A 15,333-nucleotide genomic window follows, 5' to 3' on the forward strand; every position below is an offset into this window, starting at 1 on the left:
CCTTAGCGAGCCTGCGGGCCCGGACCACCAGGAGGACCGATGAGCACCTCGGCAACAGGGAACACCGACGGCGACGGCAGGAAAGCGGGCGACGGCGCCGATCCGACCGAACTGCTGGACACCGGCCGCTCGAACACCGGGGCGAGCAGCGTGGGACGCGCCGACACCGGCGGGGTCGGGAGCACGCCCACCGGTGCCACCAGCACCGGCGGCGGCCAGGGCGACTACGTGCCGGGCGGCTACTCCGCCGACGACGACACCAGCGGTGACTACGTGCCCGGCATGTACTCGGACACGTCGGACGCCCCGACGCGCCAGCAGGCGCAGGCTCCGATCTCCGCGTCCAGGGACGCCTCGCCCACGCGCGATCCCGAGCCCAGGACACAGGAGCACACGAAGGTGGTCCCCGTGACCGCCAGCAAGCCACACACCGAGTCCCGCGACGAGGCCCGGGGCCGCGACGTGCCGCGCGCAGCCGTCGCGGGTACGGGTGTCCCCAGCCTGGAGGACCGCAAAGTCCTCCACCAGCGCGAGAAGGAACATTTCGGGGGCATGAAGTTCGGGTCGGCGTTCTTCGGCTGGCTCACCGCCACCGGGTTGTTCGTGCTCCTCTCCGCACTCGTCGGCGCGCTGGCAGCACTCTTCGGCGCCGGAGCCAACCTGTCGGTGGCGGACGTGGCGAGCGGCTCGGGAGAGGCGCAGACCACGGGCATCACGGCTGCCGTCCTCCTCGGCGTGATCCTGCTGGTCTCCTACTTCGCCGGCGGGTACGTCGCCGGGCGGATGGCCCGCTTCAGCGGCGTCAAGCAGGGCGTCGCGGTCTGGCTCTGGGCCCTCATCATCGCCGTCGTACTGACCATCGTCGGCGTCATCGTCGGCAACCAGGCCAACGTCACCGAGCGCTTCCAGGGGCTCGGCGTGCCATCCGTACAGGACCTCACGGGACCCGGCCTGATCGGACTCCTCGTGGTGGCCGCCGTGGCACTCCTCGGCGCGATCCTCGGCGGACTCGCCGGCATGCGCTACCACCGGAAGATCGACCGCACGGACTTCGACGCCCTCGACAGCGCCGGGTAAGGGCGCCGGTCAGGAACACCGGTCAGCAGCAGACCCGCAGGACACGACAGCCCCGGACTCGCAGGAGTCCGGGGCTGTCGTGGTGTCGGGCACTGCGGCTCAGGGCGAGGGCATCCCGCCGTTGACGTTGAGGGTCTCGCCGAGCACGTAGCTCGACTCCGAGGACGCCAGGAAGACATAGGCAGGCGCCAGCTCGGTGGGCTGCCCCGCGCGGCCGAGCGGGGTGTCCTTGCCGAACTCGGGGAGCGCCTCGGCGGGCTGGCCGCCCGAAGGCTGCAGTGGCGTCCAGATGGGTCCCGGCGCCACGGCGTTGACGCGGATGCCCTTGGGGGCGAGCTGCTGCGCGAGTCCCTTGGTGAAGTTGTTGATCGCGGCCTTGGTGCTCGCGTAGTCCACGAGGGTGGGCGACGGCTCGTACGCCTGTATGGACGTGGAGTTGATGATCGCCGATCCGGGCTGCAGGTGCTTCAGCGCTTCCCTGGTCACCCGGAAGAACGAATAGATGTTCGTCTTGTAGGTGTGGTCGAGCTGCTCGTCGCTCAACTCCTCCAGGGATTCGACGGCCACCTGCTTGCCGGCGTTGTTGACGAGGATGTCGAGTCCGCCCAGACCGTCGACGGCCTGCTGCACAAGCGAGATGCAGTACTCGGGGTCCTTCAGGTCACCGGGGATGCACACGGCCGTCCGGCCCTCGGCCTCGATGATGCCCTTGACGACCTGCGCGTCCTCCTCCTCCTCGGGGAGGTAGGACAAAGCGACGTCGGCGCCCTCCCGGGCGTAGGCGATGGCGACGGCCGCGCCGATGCCGGAGTCGGAGCCCGTGATGAGCGCCTTGCGTCCCGTGAGCCTGCCGGTGCCGCGATAGGAGGTCTCGCCGCGGTCGGCCTTGATCTCCAGGTCCGACTCGAGGCCGGGCTCGGCCGTGTGCTCGGCGGGCGGGGTGATGCTCTCGAACCTCGTCACGGGGTTCTGGAAGGTGTACTGGTCGGTCGATCCTGCTGCGCTCTCGGAGGTCATACGTATTCTCCCTGTACAGAGGGTGTGTGCGCTGCGGCTCGCAGCCGCAGCACACACGCGGATGGATGATCGGCGGCGCCGGTAAAGCTAAGCCTACTTATTATCCCGGGCGCGGGAAAGCCCGGCCGCTCCGCCGGGGCGGATCGGGAAAGGGTGGCGCGGCGCGGCGAAGCCGTCTAGGGGCGGCCCTGTGCGGTCAGAAGACGACGGAGAAGAACCCGGCGCCGACGGAGAGGACCATCGCGACGATCAGGAGCCAGACGATCGGGGTGCGGAGCTTGCGTATGGAGTCCATGGTGCGCCCAGTCTAGCCGCCGGGCGGGTATCAGGCCGAGGCCGCCAGGCGTTCACGCGCCAGGCGCTTCAGGCCGTCGGCCGGGCGGACGGGCTCCGGCCATCGAGGCTGCAGGTCGTCCCCGAGGGTGATGTTGCGCAGGCGCCGCCCGAACATCGGGACCACCCACTCCCCCAGCCAGGCCGTCTCCCGGCGGAACCCCGCCATGAACCCCGCATAGCCTTCACGCTCGGGCAGGCGGGGTGTCAGGGAATGCTCCACGCCGAGGATGCGCAGCACGTGGGCGGCGAGGTTCCGGTGCCCGGCCGGCGACATGTGCAGCCGGTCCGCGTCCCACAGCCCCGGGTCCGAGTACTCCTCGAAGCACCAGTAGTCCACCAGGACGGCGTCGTAGGTGCGGGCGATGCGCCGCACGTGGTCGTTGAACAGCCAGTTGCGACGCTTCATGGGCTCGAAGACAGGGCTCAGCGGGATGTCGAAGCCGGTGAAGAGCAGGGGCTGCGCCCCGGCGTCCGCGATGCGCGCGACGATCCTCTCGTACTCCCGCATGAGGGCCCCCATGTCGGTGCGTAGTTCGAGGATGTCGTTGCCGCCGGCGTAGAGGCTCACGAGCGTGGGCTCGAGGGCCAGCGCCCGTTCCACCTGCTCGTCGCGGACGTGGTGCAGACGCTTGCTACGGATGGCGAGGTTGGCGTACTCCCATGCCGGGTCCTGCCGGCCGAGCTGCTTCGCCACGCGGTCCGCCCACCCCCGCACCCCGTTCGGGAAGCGGGCGTTCCAGTCGCCGACCCCCTCGGTGAAGGAATCGCCGATCGCCACGAACCGTCCAGCCATTCGAGGGAGCCTAGCCCCGCCGGGCGACCCGGGGACGGCGGTGGGGCCAACGCCCGGTGAACGCTGTGCCTGGAGGGGTGGAAATAATCTGCGTACCTCCGTGGCTGACAGGGACATGGAACACAGCATCGCAGTCACAGGGTCGACCGGTGTCGTGGGCGGCAGCGTCGCCAGGATCCTCGCCGCCGAGGAGGTGCCTCTCGTCCTGCCGGTGCGATCGATCGACCGGGCGCAGCACCTCCCCGAGTCCGTGGTCCGGCAGGCCTCGTACGGGGACGCCGGGGCGGCACGGGAGGCCCTCGCCGGCGTGGACGTCCTGTTCATGGTGTCCGCCGCCGAGGCGGCGGACCGCCTCGCGAGCCACCGCACGTTCGTCGACGCCGCACAGGCGGCGGGTGTCCGGCACATCGTCTACACCTCGTTCCTCGGCGCCGCACCCGAGGCTGCGTTCCTCCTCGGCCGCGACCACTGGTACACCGAGGAGCACATCCGCCGGTCCGGCCTCGCCTGGACGTTCCTGCGCGACAACCTCTACCTCGACTTCGTGCCGGCCCTCGCGGAGGACGGCGTCATCCGCGGCCCCGCGGGTGACGGCCGGCTCTCCGCCGTCGCGCAGGCCGACGTCGCCCGCTCCGCCGCCGCCGTCCTGCGGGCACCGGACGAGCACGTGGGGAAGACCTACCACCTGACCGGGCCGGAGTCCTTCACCCTGGCCGAGGCGGCGGCCACCATCAGCGAGGTGACCCCCGCGACGGTGCGCTTCGAGGACCAGACCCACGAGGAGGCGATGGCGTCGCGGGCCCACCACGGCGCGCCGCGATGGCAGGTGGAGGCGTGGGTCAGCACCTACACGGCCATCGCGCAGGGCGAGATGGCCGAGGTCTCGCCCGACGTCGAGCGCCTCACCGGGCGGCCACCCGTCGGCCTCCGCGATGTGCTCTCGGCGCAGCACGGGGGAGGTGCCCGTGCGTAAGGACGTGGTCCCCGACCCCGCGAACAGCCGTGCGTTCTACAGGTTCCTGACCTCCGTCGTGGTCCCGCGTCCCATCGCATGGATCTCGTCGACGTCCGCGGACGGCGTCGACAACCTCGCGCCCCACTCGTTCTTCACCATCGCCTCGGTCAACCCGCCGATCGTCCAGTTCACCTCCGTGGGCCGCAAGGACTCCGTGCGCAACATCGAGGCGACGGGCGAGTTCGTGGTCGCCTTCACGCCGGAGCATCTCTTCGAGGCGGTCAACGCGACCGGCACCGCCTTCCCGCCCGAGGTCAGCGAGTTCGACGCGGCCGGCCTCACGCGGGAGCCGAGCGAGACCGTGCGCCCGCCGCGCGTCCTCGAATCCCCCGTGGCCCTCGAATGCAGGCTGCACCGGATCCAGGACATGGGCGACTGCACGCTGGTCTTCGGGGAAGTGGTGCACGCGGTGGTGTCGGACGAGGTGCTCGACGGCGCACTCCCCGCGATCGGAGCCCTCAAGCCGCTCTCGCGGCTCGGCAGGAACGAGTGGGGAACCGCCGGGACGATCCGCGCCATCACGCGCATCCCGCTCGAGGACTGGCCGGGACACTACACCCCTGCCACCGCGGCTCCGTGACCTGACTGTTACTTCTGTACAGCTGTTGCTCAGGGTACTGACATAGAGTGGGAGGATCTGCGGGTTAGCACCCCACCCCCGGGCTGGGAAGCCGACCGAGACCCCAGGGACCCCCATGAGCGTTACCGCCACCCCGCGCACCGTCCGCATCTCCAGGCCGAACGACGTCGTCGCCTCGTACTCCGTGCTGCTGAAGCAGGTCCGCAAGGAAGGCCTCCTGACACGTCGTCGCCGGTTCTACGTCTCGGTGTTCGCGATCCTCGTCCTCGCGATGGGTGCGGCGTGGACCGGGTTCGCGCTCCTCGGGGACACCTGGTTCCAGCTCCTCGTCGCCGCCGTGCTCGGCGTCGTGCTCACGCAGGTCGCGTTCCTCGCCCACGAGGCCTCCCACCGCCAGATCTTCAGGACCCGCGGGGCCAACGACTGGTCCGGACGCATCCTCGCCGCCGGGGTGGTCGGCATCAGCTACGCGTGGTGGATGGACAAGCACACGCGCCACCACAACGACCCGAACACCCGCGGCAAGGACCCGGACATCGAGGTGGACACCATCTCGTTCCTCGAGGAGGACGCGGCGAAGGCCAGGGGCGTCCAGGCCTGGATCACGCGCCGCCAGGGCTACCTCTTCTTCCCGCTGCTCACCATGGAGGGCATCAACCTCCATGCCCGCTCCATCAGCACACTCTTCGCCCGCCGCACCATCAAGGGTCGATGGGTCGAGCTCGCACTGCTGGGCGCCCGCTTCGGTGCGTACCTCGGCGTCCTCTTCTGGTTCCTGCCCGTGGGCATGGCGTTCGCGTTCCTCGGCGTTCAGCTGGCCGTCTTCGGCATCTACATGGGGGCGAGCTTCGCGCCCAACCACAAGGGCATGCCCGTGGTGCCGAAGGACAGCACGCTCGACTTCTTCCAGAAGCAGGTGCTGACCTCGCGCAACATCCGCGGCGGATCCTTCGTCAACAACGCGTTCGGCGGGCTCAACTTCCAGATCGAGCACCACCTCTTCCCTGACATGCCCCGCCCGCACCTGCGCCGCGCCGCCGTGATCGTCCGCGAGCACTGCGAGCGCCTGCGCGTGCCGTACACCGAGGTGGGCGTCGCGGCGTCGTACGGCGCCGTCGTGTCCTACCTCAACCGTGTGGGCCTCGCCGCCCGCGACCCGTTCGACTGCCCGATGGTGAACCGCTTCCGCCGTCCCTGAGCTCCTGGCAGGCCCTGCCGGGTCACGCTTCCGGCCCGGGCAGCGGGCCGCCTAGGTGGCCGAGGCGTCGATGGAGCCCCGCACCACGCTGACCCCCGAGTGCTCCGGGTTGCCGTCCAGCGGTTCGTCGGAGACATCGACCACCGGGAACTGCCGCAGGTCGATGACATCGGGCACGTCGAACGTTCCGTGGTCGCCGTCCAGGATCCCGATGCTGTACATCCGCGTGGCATCCGGCGCCAGGAGCCACACCTCACGGAAGCCGGCGGGTGCGGTACCCGAGACGGTGACGTCGAGTCGCCGCAGGCCTTCGCCGGTCTCGGTGAGGACGGCCTCCCCGGACCCGTTGAAATCGGGCAGCGGAGCCAGCTCCGTGCTCGCCAGGGTGCGCTCCCCGCCGTCCGGGGACTGCGCGGCCCACAGCACGCCTCCCCCGAAGGCGATCCCGACGACGGCGGCCGCGGCCAGCCACCAGGCGGGAACGGTCCGATTGCGCCTGGTGCGCGCGGGGCGCAGCGGGGTCGCGCCGGACGCAGGGTCCGGTGCTGCTGCGCCCTGCCGCGCAGGGGCGGCGTGGCTGCCGGCGGGCTCAACGGTGACGACCGGATGCAGGCGGGCCGTCGTCGTCGTACCCGCGAGGCCGAGCTCCCGCGCCACGGCATCCCAGACCGCGGGGTCGGGCTGCTCGAGCCGCCCGGGGCCTCCTCCCGAGCGTGCGAGGACGACGACCTCCTGCAGGGCCGCAACCTCGTCGCCGCAGGCGCTGCACGCATCGAGGTGGTCGCGGGACCACCGGTCCAGCGGTTCGTCCAGCGCGGCGATGCCGATGCTGTCCGGATCAAGGTGTCGCATTCCAGGCCCCCAATCGACCGCGCAGATGCGCGAGGCTCCTTCGGATGTGACTCTTGACGGTTCCCAGCGGCAGATCGAGCCGTTGTGCTATCTGCTGGTGTGTGAGGTCTTCGTAGAAGGCGAGACGAAGGATGGACTGCTGGGGTTCGCCCAGCAGGTCGAGCTCCGCATCGAGGACCACACGGTCCGTCACAGCATCCACCTCCCGCGCGTGCTGCCTGGGGCTCTCCGGTTCGGCGATCGCACCGGAACGGGCCACCATCTGATTCTGCCTGCTCCTGGCCGCCAACGTGTCCAGGATGACGTTCCTGCTGATCCCGAGGACCCAGCCGGGAACGGTGCCCGACTGGGGGTCGAAGCTGTCCCGGAAACGCCAGGCCCGCACGAACACGTCCTGGGTGATGTCCGCAGCCACCGCGCGATCACCCATTGACCGCAGCGCGACCGTGAACACGAGGGGCGCGAGACGCCGGTACGCGACGGTCAGGGCGTCCTCGTCGCCGGCGGAGAACTCCGCGTCGAGTTGTCTCGTCCACTCGGTGCTTGGAGGTGTCACGCCCTACTCCTTCACCGCGGTGCCGGGCCCAGCACCGCGCCAGGACCACGCGGCACACCTGCACTTCCGCGCCCCGCCGGGAAGATCCCGTGAGGCGGGGGATGCGAGGCAGGCCGACCGCGCGGGCCGTGCGTTCAGAGCGGTGAGGCTGTGAGGACAACATTATCCTCGTAGTCGCCCTTGTCCAGCAGCCATCGGCCTCCGCACGTGATGATCTTGAGCTGATGGGGTCCATCGCGCCGGAAGACCTCCGATCCGTCGAGTGTGGCCTTCGGAACGTTCCGGACGTCATCGACGCTGTACTGAAGCGTCCGGCCGTCCGCGAGGCCCACCGCGATCACGGTACCGGGGTCCACCTCCTTCAGCTGGGCGAAGGGCATCACCTCCGTCTGGCTGTCCACGTGGGCGGCGATCACGGCGTTACCCGCATCGGCGCCGGGCGCCGGGCCGTACCGGTACCACCCCGCCTCCCAGAAGCTGTCCGGGATCTCCATGGCGTCGTTCTCGGCGATCCCCACCTCGACCACGCGGACGGAGATGTCGGTACCCGGGACGTCCAGGGACACGGGAGGAGGCGGTGCCGGCCGGAGGGCAGCGTCCGCCGGCTGCACGGGGATGGCGGAGGGGATCCCGGAGGGGATCCCGGTGCCCGCAACCGCGTCCCCCCGGGGCCCCGGATCCGGGGTGCCCGGTACGCCCTGCGGAGGCGGGGTGGGAGCGAGGATGGGAGCGACGGGCGCTTCCGGCTCGGCCGACGGCAGGGAGCAACCACTGATGACGGCGGCGGTCGCGATCGTGAGCGCAGTCAGGCGGGCTGCGGGGCGGCGTACTGGGCGGGGTGGGTGCACTTGTTCGTCCTGGTTCCTGGTTCTCGCGGCTCCGGGGACGGGTAGGGCGGGGTGCGCGGAGCCCGACGGCGTCCGCGCACCCCGCGCTCCGTCATGCCCGGGCTGCGCGCCTCCGGCTCACGGCGACCACGCCGCCGAGCAGCGCGAGCAGGCCCGCGCCGATCCCGACCGCTGCGCCGGTGTCGTCCGTCCCGGCGGCCAGGCCGGACTGTCCGCCCGGGACCGCGCCCGGCGACGAGTGCAAGCCCTCGATGACCTGGGTGGCCAGCGCGAGGTTGCCCGCCTCGAGGCTTCCCCACGCGTAGACGATGGTCGAGGTGCCCTCGCCGAGTGTCAGGTCCGCCGGGCCGATCACGGGCTCGGTGGTACCCGCCGCCGCGACCGCCGCGGAGACCGTGCCGGGATCCGTGGTCAGCGTCGCCTCGCCGGGGTTGCTGAGGTTCGGCACGATCGGCGTGCCGCCCGCGAGGACGTCGACGGCCGGCGCGGCGGCCACGTGGCGCACGGTCAGGCGCGACTTGCCGGCCTCGACCGCGGAGACGTCATTGGTGTAGAAGTTTGCCGTCGGGGTTCCCGCAGCGTCGAGGTTGGCCGTGGCGGTGTAGTTGCCACCGGCGGCCAGGGTGACGTCCACGGGGCCGATCACCGGAGCGCTCGCATCGGTCGCGTCCGCCGCGGTGATGGCCAGCTGGTAGTCGCCGGCGGGCAGCGAGAGCGGACCCGCGAGCGTACCCGGCGTGAAATTGTCGAGGGTGAGGGCTCCGTTGACGTAGACGTCGACCGTGAGGTCGGGGACTCCGTGCAGCACGGACAGCGATGCATCGGACGATTCGGCGGCCGTGGCCGGGGCGGCGACAGCCGCCGCTCCCACGACCAGCACGGCTCCGACGGTGTACAGGCTTCTTCGCATGACAACTCCTTTGTGTCGTCCCCTGACGGGGCGCTTTTTCGCTGACACCTGTATTACCGGGAAGCAGGGCGGGTTGGATGCACGAATGCAGGATTTTTCCTGACTGTTGTCCGGGTGCCGCCCGGACGCCGCGTACCGCACGGCATTCCCGGCCCCGAATTACAAGCCCGCCGGAGGGCGCCGGAGGGAGGCGCGGGCAGCGGCCGGACTGGATATGGTGGCAGGATGTTCTTCCTCTTCGGCCTCACCACGCGTGAGCACCTGCAGTTCACCCGATCCGCCGACTGCCGCTACTGCGGCCGGCACGCACCGCAGCAGGTCATCCAGCGCAGGACGAAGCTCTCGGTGTTCTTCATCCCGCTCATCACCCTCAAGAAGACCCGTCTCCAGGTCTGCACCAACTGCGGTGGCACGTCGGGCATCAGCGGCGCCGAGCAACGGGCCCTCGCCTACTGAGCCCGCTCCCTGCGGGGACTAGGCGTTCCAGAGTCCGTACGAATCCGCGAGCGAGGAGATCTTCTGTGCCCGCGCCAGCCGCGGCAGGTAGGAGCCGTCACCCACCACGGCACCGGCGGCGTGTTCGCGCAGGAGCTCGGCGGCCCAGTTGATCTCCGACTCGCTCGGCGACAGGCCCCGGTTGATGGTGTCGGTGGCGTCGGTCAGGAGGCACAGCTTGCCGGTCATGCCCATGGACGCCGTGACCTTGCACGCCTCGAGCAGCTCATCGCCGAGGGCGCCGACGGTGGGACCGTCGATCGGGCCGGGAAGCTGCCCCACGCGCGAAGCGACCACGAGCTTCGAGCGGGCATAGGCGAGCGCCATCGGATCATCCGAGGCTCCGGTGTCGCGCCGGAAATCGCCGACGCCGAACGCGAGTCGGAACGTGCCCGGCGCGCTGGCGATCGCCGTCGCGTTCTCGATGCCGAGCGCCGATTCGATCAGCGCGAGCACGGGCGTGCCCGCCTGCAGGCGCATGGCCGTGTGCGTCACCTGCTCGGGCTTCTCCGTCATGGCCAGCATGACGCCGCGCAGACCGGGCGCCTTGGACAGGGCCGCGAGGTCGTCGGCCCAGTACTCCGTCTCGATGCCGTTGACCCGCACCCATGCCGTCATGCCGGTGGACAGGGCCTCGACCACGCGCTCACGTGCCTCGGACTTGCCCGCCGCGGGGACGGCGTCCTCCATGTCGAACACCACGGAGTCGGCCTCGGACGTGAGGGCGGGGATGAAGGTGTCCTCGGAAGCCGCAGAGGCCAGCAACCAGGATCGTGAGAGCTTGGCGGGAAGCGCTGCAGCGCGGCTGTTTCTGAGGAAGGTGGCCATGCCCAAACACTACTGAGGATCGTCGCGGGTTATCCAACGGACATTCGAGGCATCGTGTGAACACTACGACCAAAAGGACCTACGGCGGGCTCCGGAACCCTTGACCCTCCACCCGAGCGCGGCCTAGCATTCGTATACGATTTCGTGCCCGGCGGGGAGGACTGCGGCGTCCTCCCCCGGGAGTAGGGCACACGAGTAGCCACGCACTGCAAAAACAAGGGAGTTTTTCATGGCACTAGCGTCAGAGCGTCCGGACGCCGAGTCCCGGGACGGCATGAGCGCCGCGGACCGGAAAGTCCTCGCCGGCACGATGGTCGGCACCACGATCGAGTGGTACGACTTCTTCATCTTCGCCCAGGCCGCCGGCATCGTCTTCGCGGCCCTGTACTTCGGGCCACTCGAGGGTGAGAGCCCGGGCCTCGCCCAGCTCGTCTCCTGGGCCACGATCGGCATCAGCTTCTTCTTCCGGCCCCTCGGCGCCGTGATCGCCGGACGGCTCGGCGACAAGGTCGGCCGGAAGAAGATGCTGGTGTTCACCCTGATCCTGATGGGATCCGCCACCGCCCTGATCGGGCTCCTGCCCACCTACGCCCAGATCGGCATCTGGGCTCCGATCCTGCTCATGCTCCTGCGCATCCTGCAGGGCTTCTCCGCCGGTGGCGAGTGGGGCGGCGCGGCGCTCATGGCCGTCGAGCACGCCCCCGTGGACAAGCGCGGCTTCTGGGGCGCGTACCCGCAGATCGGCGTCCCGGTCGGCATGATCCTCGCCACCCTCGTGCTGTTCCTGCTGCGCAGCTCCATGTCCCAGGAGGACTTCCTCGCCTGGGGCTGGCGCATCCCGTTCCTGCTCAGCGTGGTGCTGATCGTCGTCGGCTACTTCATCCGCGCCGCCGTCGCCGAGAGCCCTGTGTTCAAGCGCATGATCGAGCGCAAGCGCGACACCGCCACGCCCCTGCGCAACCTCCTGAAGACCAATAAGAAGCAGGTCGTCCTCGCGGCGGTCATCTTCATCGGCAACAACGCCGCCGGCTACCTCGTGATCGCGTTCCTCTCCTCCTACGCCCAGCGGGCCCTCGGCATGCCGCCCGCACCCGTGCTCCTCGCGACGCTCCTGGCGTCCTTCGGCTGGCTCATCTTCACGCTCTACGGCGGCATCCTGTCCGACCGCATCGGCCGCGTACGCACCTTCCAGATCGGCTACGCCCTCATCTTCGTCTGGATGATCCCGATGTTCATGCTGATCGACACCCGCAGCATCTGGGCCTACGGCATCGCCATCTTCGTCCTCACCATCGGACTCGGGCTGTCCTACGGCCCCATGTCCGCGATGTACGCCGAGATGTTCCCCGCCAACGTCCGCTACTCCGGCATCGGCATCGGCTACGCCCTCGGCGCGATCCTCGGCGGCGCCTTCGCCCCGCTGATCGCCGAGGCCCTGCTCGCGCAGACGGGGTGGTCCGGGTCCATCGGCCTCTACATCATGGGCCTCTGCGTCATCTCCTTCATCGGCGTCACCCTGGTCAAGGAGACCAGGGGCGCGCCCCTGGAGGCGGGGAAGGACGCCGTCGGCTCCGGGGTGGGGCGCCACTCCTGACCGTTCGCAGGCTCGAAGGATGCCCACCGGCCGGCCGCACCGGGCCGGTGGGCATCCTCGCGGCCGCCCACCGAGCAGGCCGGTACGGTGGGCGGCTTCGGGCGGCCGCTGCGGCACCGCCGCCTCCCCGCGGTGCCCGCTATAGTGACTGACGTCGGGCGCACCAGGGCGCCGTGCCTGAAAAAGAGGCAATAAGGGCATCGCCCGAGGCACATACGGAACCCACCCATCCAGTCCTCCGGGTCGACCGTGTGCCACAGCCACCGGGGACTTCGCCTGCAAGGACTTCCCGATGCCCACTGTCTCCGCCCGAATCGTCTCCGCGCTCCTGCCCGCCACCACCGAGGTCTTCGGCGTCATGGGTAACGGCAACGCGCACTTCCTCGACGCCGTCATGGCGGCGCCGTCGCTCCACTTCACCGCCGTGCGGCACGAGGCAGGCGCGGTCGCCGCAGCGGACGCCTACCATCGGGCCAGCGGCCGACTCGCCGTCGCCACCACCACGTACGGCGCCGGGTTCACGAACGCCCTGACCCCGCTGGCCGAGGCCGTGCAGGCGGACATCCCCCTGGTGCTGGTGGTCGGTGACGCCCCCACCACCGGCATGCGCCCCTTCGACGTGGACCAGTGCCTCGTGGCCAAAGGGCTCGGCGCCACGACCTTCACGGTCTCCGCGGCGCAGCCCGGGGCGGCGACGACGGCGGCGATCGAGCACGCCCTCCGCTATCGGGAAGCCGTGGTCCTCGCGATCCCCTACGACCTCGCCGCGGCCGACGCTCCGGACGAGGACCCCGCCGTGACACCCGCCCCTGCTCCGCTCGTGCAACCCTCCGCGGCGGACATCCAGCGTGCTGCAGCCCTGCTCTCCACCGCCGAGCGGCCCCTGATCCTGGCCGGCCGCGGCGCCTGGCTGAGCGGTGCCGGCGAGGCAGCGGCACGCCTCGCCGACCACCTCGGCGCCCTCGCCGCCACCTCCGGCCTCGGCGCGGGACTCTTCGGCGACGATCCGGCCGCCCTCGGGATCGCCGGCGGTTGGGCGTCCGAGCGCACGGCGCAGCTGATCGGACAGGCCGACGTCGTCCTGGTGCTCGGTGCGCGGCTCAACCAGTTCACGATGCGCTTCGGCCACTCCTTCCATCCCGAGGCCCGCGTCATCCAGGCCGACATCACCGCCGGCCCCACCTCGCCCGCGGTCACCGACTTCCTCCACGCCGATGCGCGGCTCACCGCGGAGGCCCTCCTCGCCGCCGTCGGCCCCCGCGAGGAAGCACTGAGGTGGAGCGACACGGCCGCCGATGCCGCCCTGAACGCCCACGATGCCCGCGAGGACGGCGACGCCGCCGCCCCCGACGGCCGCCTCGACCCGAGGAGCCTGTGCCGGGCGCTCGACCGGATGCTGCCCACCGACCGCACGATCGTGCAGGACGGCGGCCACTTCATCGGCTGGGCCCCCGGCTACCTCCGTGTCCCCGCACCGAACCGGCTGATCATGGTCGGCACCGCGTACCAGACCATCGGCCTCGGCTTCCCCAGCGCGGTCGGTGCCGCCCGCGCCCTGCCGGACTCCACCGTGGTCCTGTGCACGGGCGACGGCGGCGCACTCATGGCCCTCGCTGACCTCGACTCGTTCATCAGGACGGCACGTCGGGCCGTCATCGTGGTCTTCAACGACGCCGCCTACGGCGCAGAGATCCACCAGTACGCCGTCCGCGGCATCGACTCCGGCCCCATGATGATCGACGAGGTGGACTTCGCCGCCGTCGCGGCGGCCTTCGGCGCCCGATCCGCCACGATCGCCGCGCTCGAGGACCTCACCGCCGTCGAGGTCTGGCTGGACTCCGACGACGACGGCGTCCTGCTGCTCGACTGCAAGATCTCGCAGCAGGTCGTGGCGCCCTACATGCAGGAGATCGTGGCGGTGGCGACCGGCGGACAGTGAGGCGGAGAACCGTCTCCGTCAAGGGGGACCCCGCGACGCCGGGGCGCCCTCCGCCGAAGGCCCTGCAGCGTGCCCCGACGTTATAGTGGCCGGACCAGGAGCCGACAGCGGCTGCCGGCTGCGCTCACGAACCGCTCCCGAGGAGCCCCATGACCCACGAGACCACCCCGACCACCCCGACCACCGGCGCGCAGCCGTCGGACGACGCGGCGAAGACCGTCCTGGTCGCCGGAGCCGGCGGGGTCATCGGCCGCCATGCCGCGGACGAGTACGCCCGGCGCGGCGCGCACGTGCGGGGGCTGAGCCGACGCCCCGTCACGGGCGCCGGGTGGGATCACCTGCCCGTGGACCTGCTCGACCGGGAGGCAGCGCGTGCCGGGCTCGAGGCCGCCCGTGACACCACGCACCTGGTGTTCGCCGCGTACATCGAACGGGACACCACCGCCGAGCAGATCGAGGTCAACTCCGCCCTGCTGACGAACACGCTGGACGGCCTCGCCGACGCCGGCGCGCCGTTGCGCCACGTCACCCTCTACCAGGGCGGCAAGGCCTACGGGGCGCACCTGGGCTACTTCAACACCCCCGCCAAGGAGCGCGACGCGCGGCTGATCCAGCCGAACTTCTACTACGACCAGGAGGACATCCTCCGGGCTGCCGGCGCCGAGCGCGGTTTCCACGCCACGATGCTGCGCCCCGAGGGCGTGGTCGGCTACGCCATCGGCAATCCCATGAACATCCTCATGGTCATCGCCGTCTACGCGAGCATCTGCCGTGAGCTGGGCCAGCCGCTGCGCTTCCCCGGCACCCATGCCGCCTACGACGCCCTGTACCAGGTGACCGACGCCTCGCTGCTGGCCCGCGCCACGGTCTGGGCCGGAGCGGAGCCGCGCGCGGCCGGCGAGGTCTACAACATCACCAACGGGGACCAGATCCGCTGGCGGCACCTGTGGCCGGTGTTCGCCCGCCATTTCGGGATGGACTACGCCGAGCCGCAGCCTGTGCCACTGGCCGAGGCGATGCCGCACCACGAGGAGCTCTGGCAGGGCATGGTGACGAAATACGGCCTCGTGCCTACCCCCTTCGAGGACCTGGCCGGCTGGGCCTTCGGCGATTTCCTCTTCCGCTCGGGCTTCGACAACGTCACCTCCACCATCAAGGCCCGGCAGCACGGCTTCAGCGACTGCCTGGACACGGAGGACCGGTTCCGCGAGCTGTTCGACCAGCTCGCAGCCGCGAGGATCATCCCGCCGCTGGGCTGAGGGTGTGGCAGCCGTGGGCCCGGCCTCTCCCGGTCG

15 protein-coding genes are annotated in these 15,333 nt (G+C 70.6%); 8 read left to right on the forward strand and 7 right to left on the reverse strand.

The features are described from left to right. Positions 1-39: 39 nt before the first annotated feature. On the forward strand, positions 40-1,077 hold the full coding sequence (locus AC4D2O_RS16340; RefSeq protein ID WP_490908406.1) for a YrzE family protein: 1,038 nt from the start codon (positions 40-42) through the stop codon (positions 1,075-1,077). A gap of 99 nt (positions 1,078-1,176) precedes the next feature. Here AC4D2O_RS16340 and AC4D2O_RS16345 read toward each other — a convergent pair whose 3' ends face one another. Together AC4D2O_RS16345 and AC4D2O_RS16350 are read right to left on the reverse strand one after the other, a co-directional pair. After that, complete coding sequence (locus AC4D2O_RS16345; RefSeq protein WP_490908407.1) at positions 1,177-2,094, reverse strand: SDR family oxidoreductase; 918 nt, start codon at positions 2,092-2,094, stop codon at positions 1,177-1,179. A 325-nt stretch (positions 2,095-2,419) separates the two neighbouring features. Then, positions 2,420-3,223 (reverse strand): SGNH/GDSL hydrolase family protein, encoded by an 804-nt coding sequence (locus AC4D2O_RS16350; protein WP_490908408.1) that lies wholly within the window; start codon positions 3,221-3,223, stop codon positions 2,420-2,422. A gap of 115 nt (positions 3,224-3,338) precedes the next feature. On the opposite strand from AC4D2O_RS16350, the gene AC4D2O_RS16355 reads away from it, so the two are divergent. The 3 genes from AC4D2O_RS16355 to AC4D2O_RS16365 all read left to right on the forward strand — a co-directional run bounded on the left by AC4D2O_RS16355 (position 3,339) and on the right by AC4D2O_RS16365 (position 6,016). Further along, entirely contained in the window at positions 3,339-4,196 is an 858-nt protein-coding gene (locus AC4D2O_RS16355; RefSeq protein WP_490908409.1) for an SDR family oxidoreductase, read from the forward strand. Continuing rightward, the gene (locus tag AC4D2O_RS16360) at positions 4,189-4,818 is read left to right on the forward strand and encodes a flavin reductase family protein (RefSeq protein ID WP_490908410.1); all 630 of its coding nucleotides are present in this window, start codon (positions 4,189-4,191) and stop codon (positions 4,816-4,818) included. The genes AC4D2O_RS16355 and AC4D2O_RS16360 overlap by 8 nt, the downstream gene beginning before the upstream one ends. A gap of 115 nt (positions 4,819-4,933) precedes the next feature. After that, complete coding sequence (locus AC4D2O_RS16365) at positions 4,934-6,016, forward strand: fatty acid desaturase family protein (RefSeq protein ID WP_490908411.1); 1,083 nt, start codon at positions 4,934-4,936, stop codon at positions 6,014-6,016. Positions 6,017-6,067: 51 nt separating this feature from the next. Here the strand turns inward: AC4D2O_RS16365 and AC4D2O_RS16370 are convergent, their stop codons facing one another. From AC4D2O_RS16370 to AC4D2O_RS16385, 4 genes are all read right to left on the reverse strand, one after another. Further along, the gene (locus tag AC4D2O_RS16370; RefSeq protein ID WP_490908412.1) at positions 6,068-6,868 is read right to left on the reverse strand and encodes an anti-sigma factor; all 801 of its coding nucleotides are present in this window, start codon (positions 6,866-6,868) and stop codon (positions 6,068-6,070) included. Then, the gene (locus tag AC4D2O_RS16375; RefSeq protein WP_490908413.1) at positions 6,855-7,424 is read right to left on the reverse strand and encodes an RNA polymerase sigma factor; all 570 of its coding nucleotides are present in this window, start codon (positions 7,422-7,424) and stop codon (positions 6,855-6,857) included. The genes AC4D2O_RS16370 and AC4D2O_RS16375 overlap by 14 nt, the downstream gene beginning before the upstream one ends. A gap of 134 nt (positions 7,425-7,558) precedes the next feature. Beyond that, complete coding sequence (locus AC4D2O_RS16380) at positions 7,559-8,272, reverse strand: class F sortase (RefSeq protein ID WP_490908414.1); 714 nt, start codon at positions 8,270-8,272, stop codon at positions 7,559-7,561. Between the two features lie 91 nt (positions 8,273-8,363). Further along, on the reverse strand, positions 8,364-9,182 hold the full coding sequence (locus AC4D2O_RS16385) for a DUF4397 domain-containing protein (protein WP_490908415.1): 819 nt from the start codon (positions 9,180-9,182) through the stop codon (positions 8,364-8,366). Between the two features lie 225 nt (positions 9,183-9,407). Here AC4D2O_RS16385 and AC4D2O_RS16390 point away from each other — a divergent pair, with 225 nt between their 5' ends. After that, the gene (locus AC4D2O_RS16390) at positions 9,408-9,638 is read left to right on the forward strand and encodes a zinc-ribbon domain-containing protein (protein ID WP_490908416.1); all 231 of its coding nucleotides are present in this window, start codon (positions 9,408-9,410) and stop codon (positions 9,636-9,638) included. A gap of 18 nt (positions 9,639-9,656) precedes the next feature. Here AC4D2O_RS16390 and AC4D2O_RS16395 read toward each other — a convergent pair whose 3' ends face one another. Further along, entirely contained in the window at positions 9,657-10,505 is an 849-nt protein-coding gene (locus AC4D2O_RS16395; RefSeq protein ID WP_490908417.1) for an HpcH/HpaI aldolase/citrate lyase family protein, read from the reverse strand. A gap of 229 nt (positions 10,506-10,734) precedes the next feature. Here AC4D2O_RS16395 and AC4D2O_RS16400 point away from each other — a divergent pair, with 229 nt between their 5' ends. From AC4D2O_RS16400 to AC4D2O_RS16410, 3 genes are all read left to right on the forward strand, one after another. Further along, positions 10,735-12,099, forward strand: coding sequence for an MFS transporter (locus AC4D2O_RS16400; protein ID WP_490908418.1), 1,365 nt, complete (start codon positions 10,735-10,737; stop codon positions 12,097-12,099). A gap of 292 nt (positions 12,100-12,391) precedes the next feature. Continuing rightward, entirely contained in the window at positions 12,392-14,038 is a 1,647-nt protein-coding gene (locus tag AC4D2O_RS16405) for a thiamine pyrophosphate-binding protein (RefSeq protein WP_490908419.1), read from the forward strand. Between the two features lie 149 nt (positions 14,039-14,187). Continuing rightward, positions 14,188-15,297 (forward strand): SDR family oxidoreductase, encoded by a 1,110-nt coding sequence (locus tag AC4D2O_RS16410; protein ID WP_490908420.1) that lies wholly within the window; start codon positions 14,188-14,190, stop codon positions 15,295-15,297. The last annotated feature ends 36 nt before the right edge of the window (positions 15,298-15,333 follow it).

The organism is Arthrobacter sp. TJ-238 (assembly GCF_058269215.1).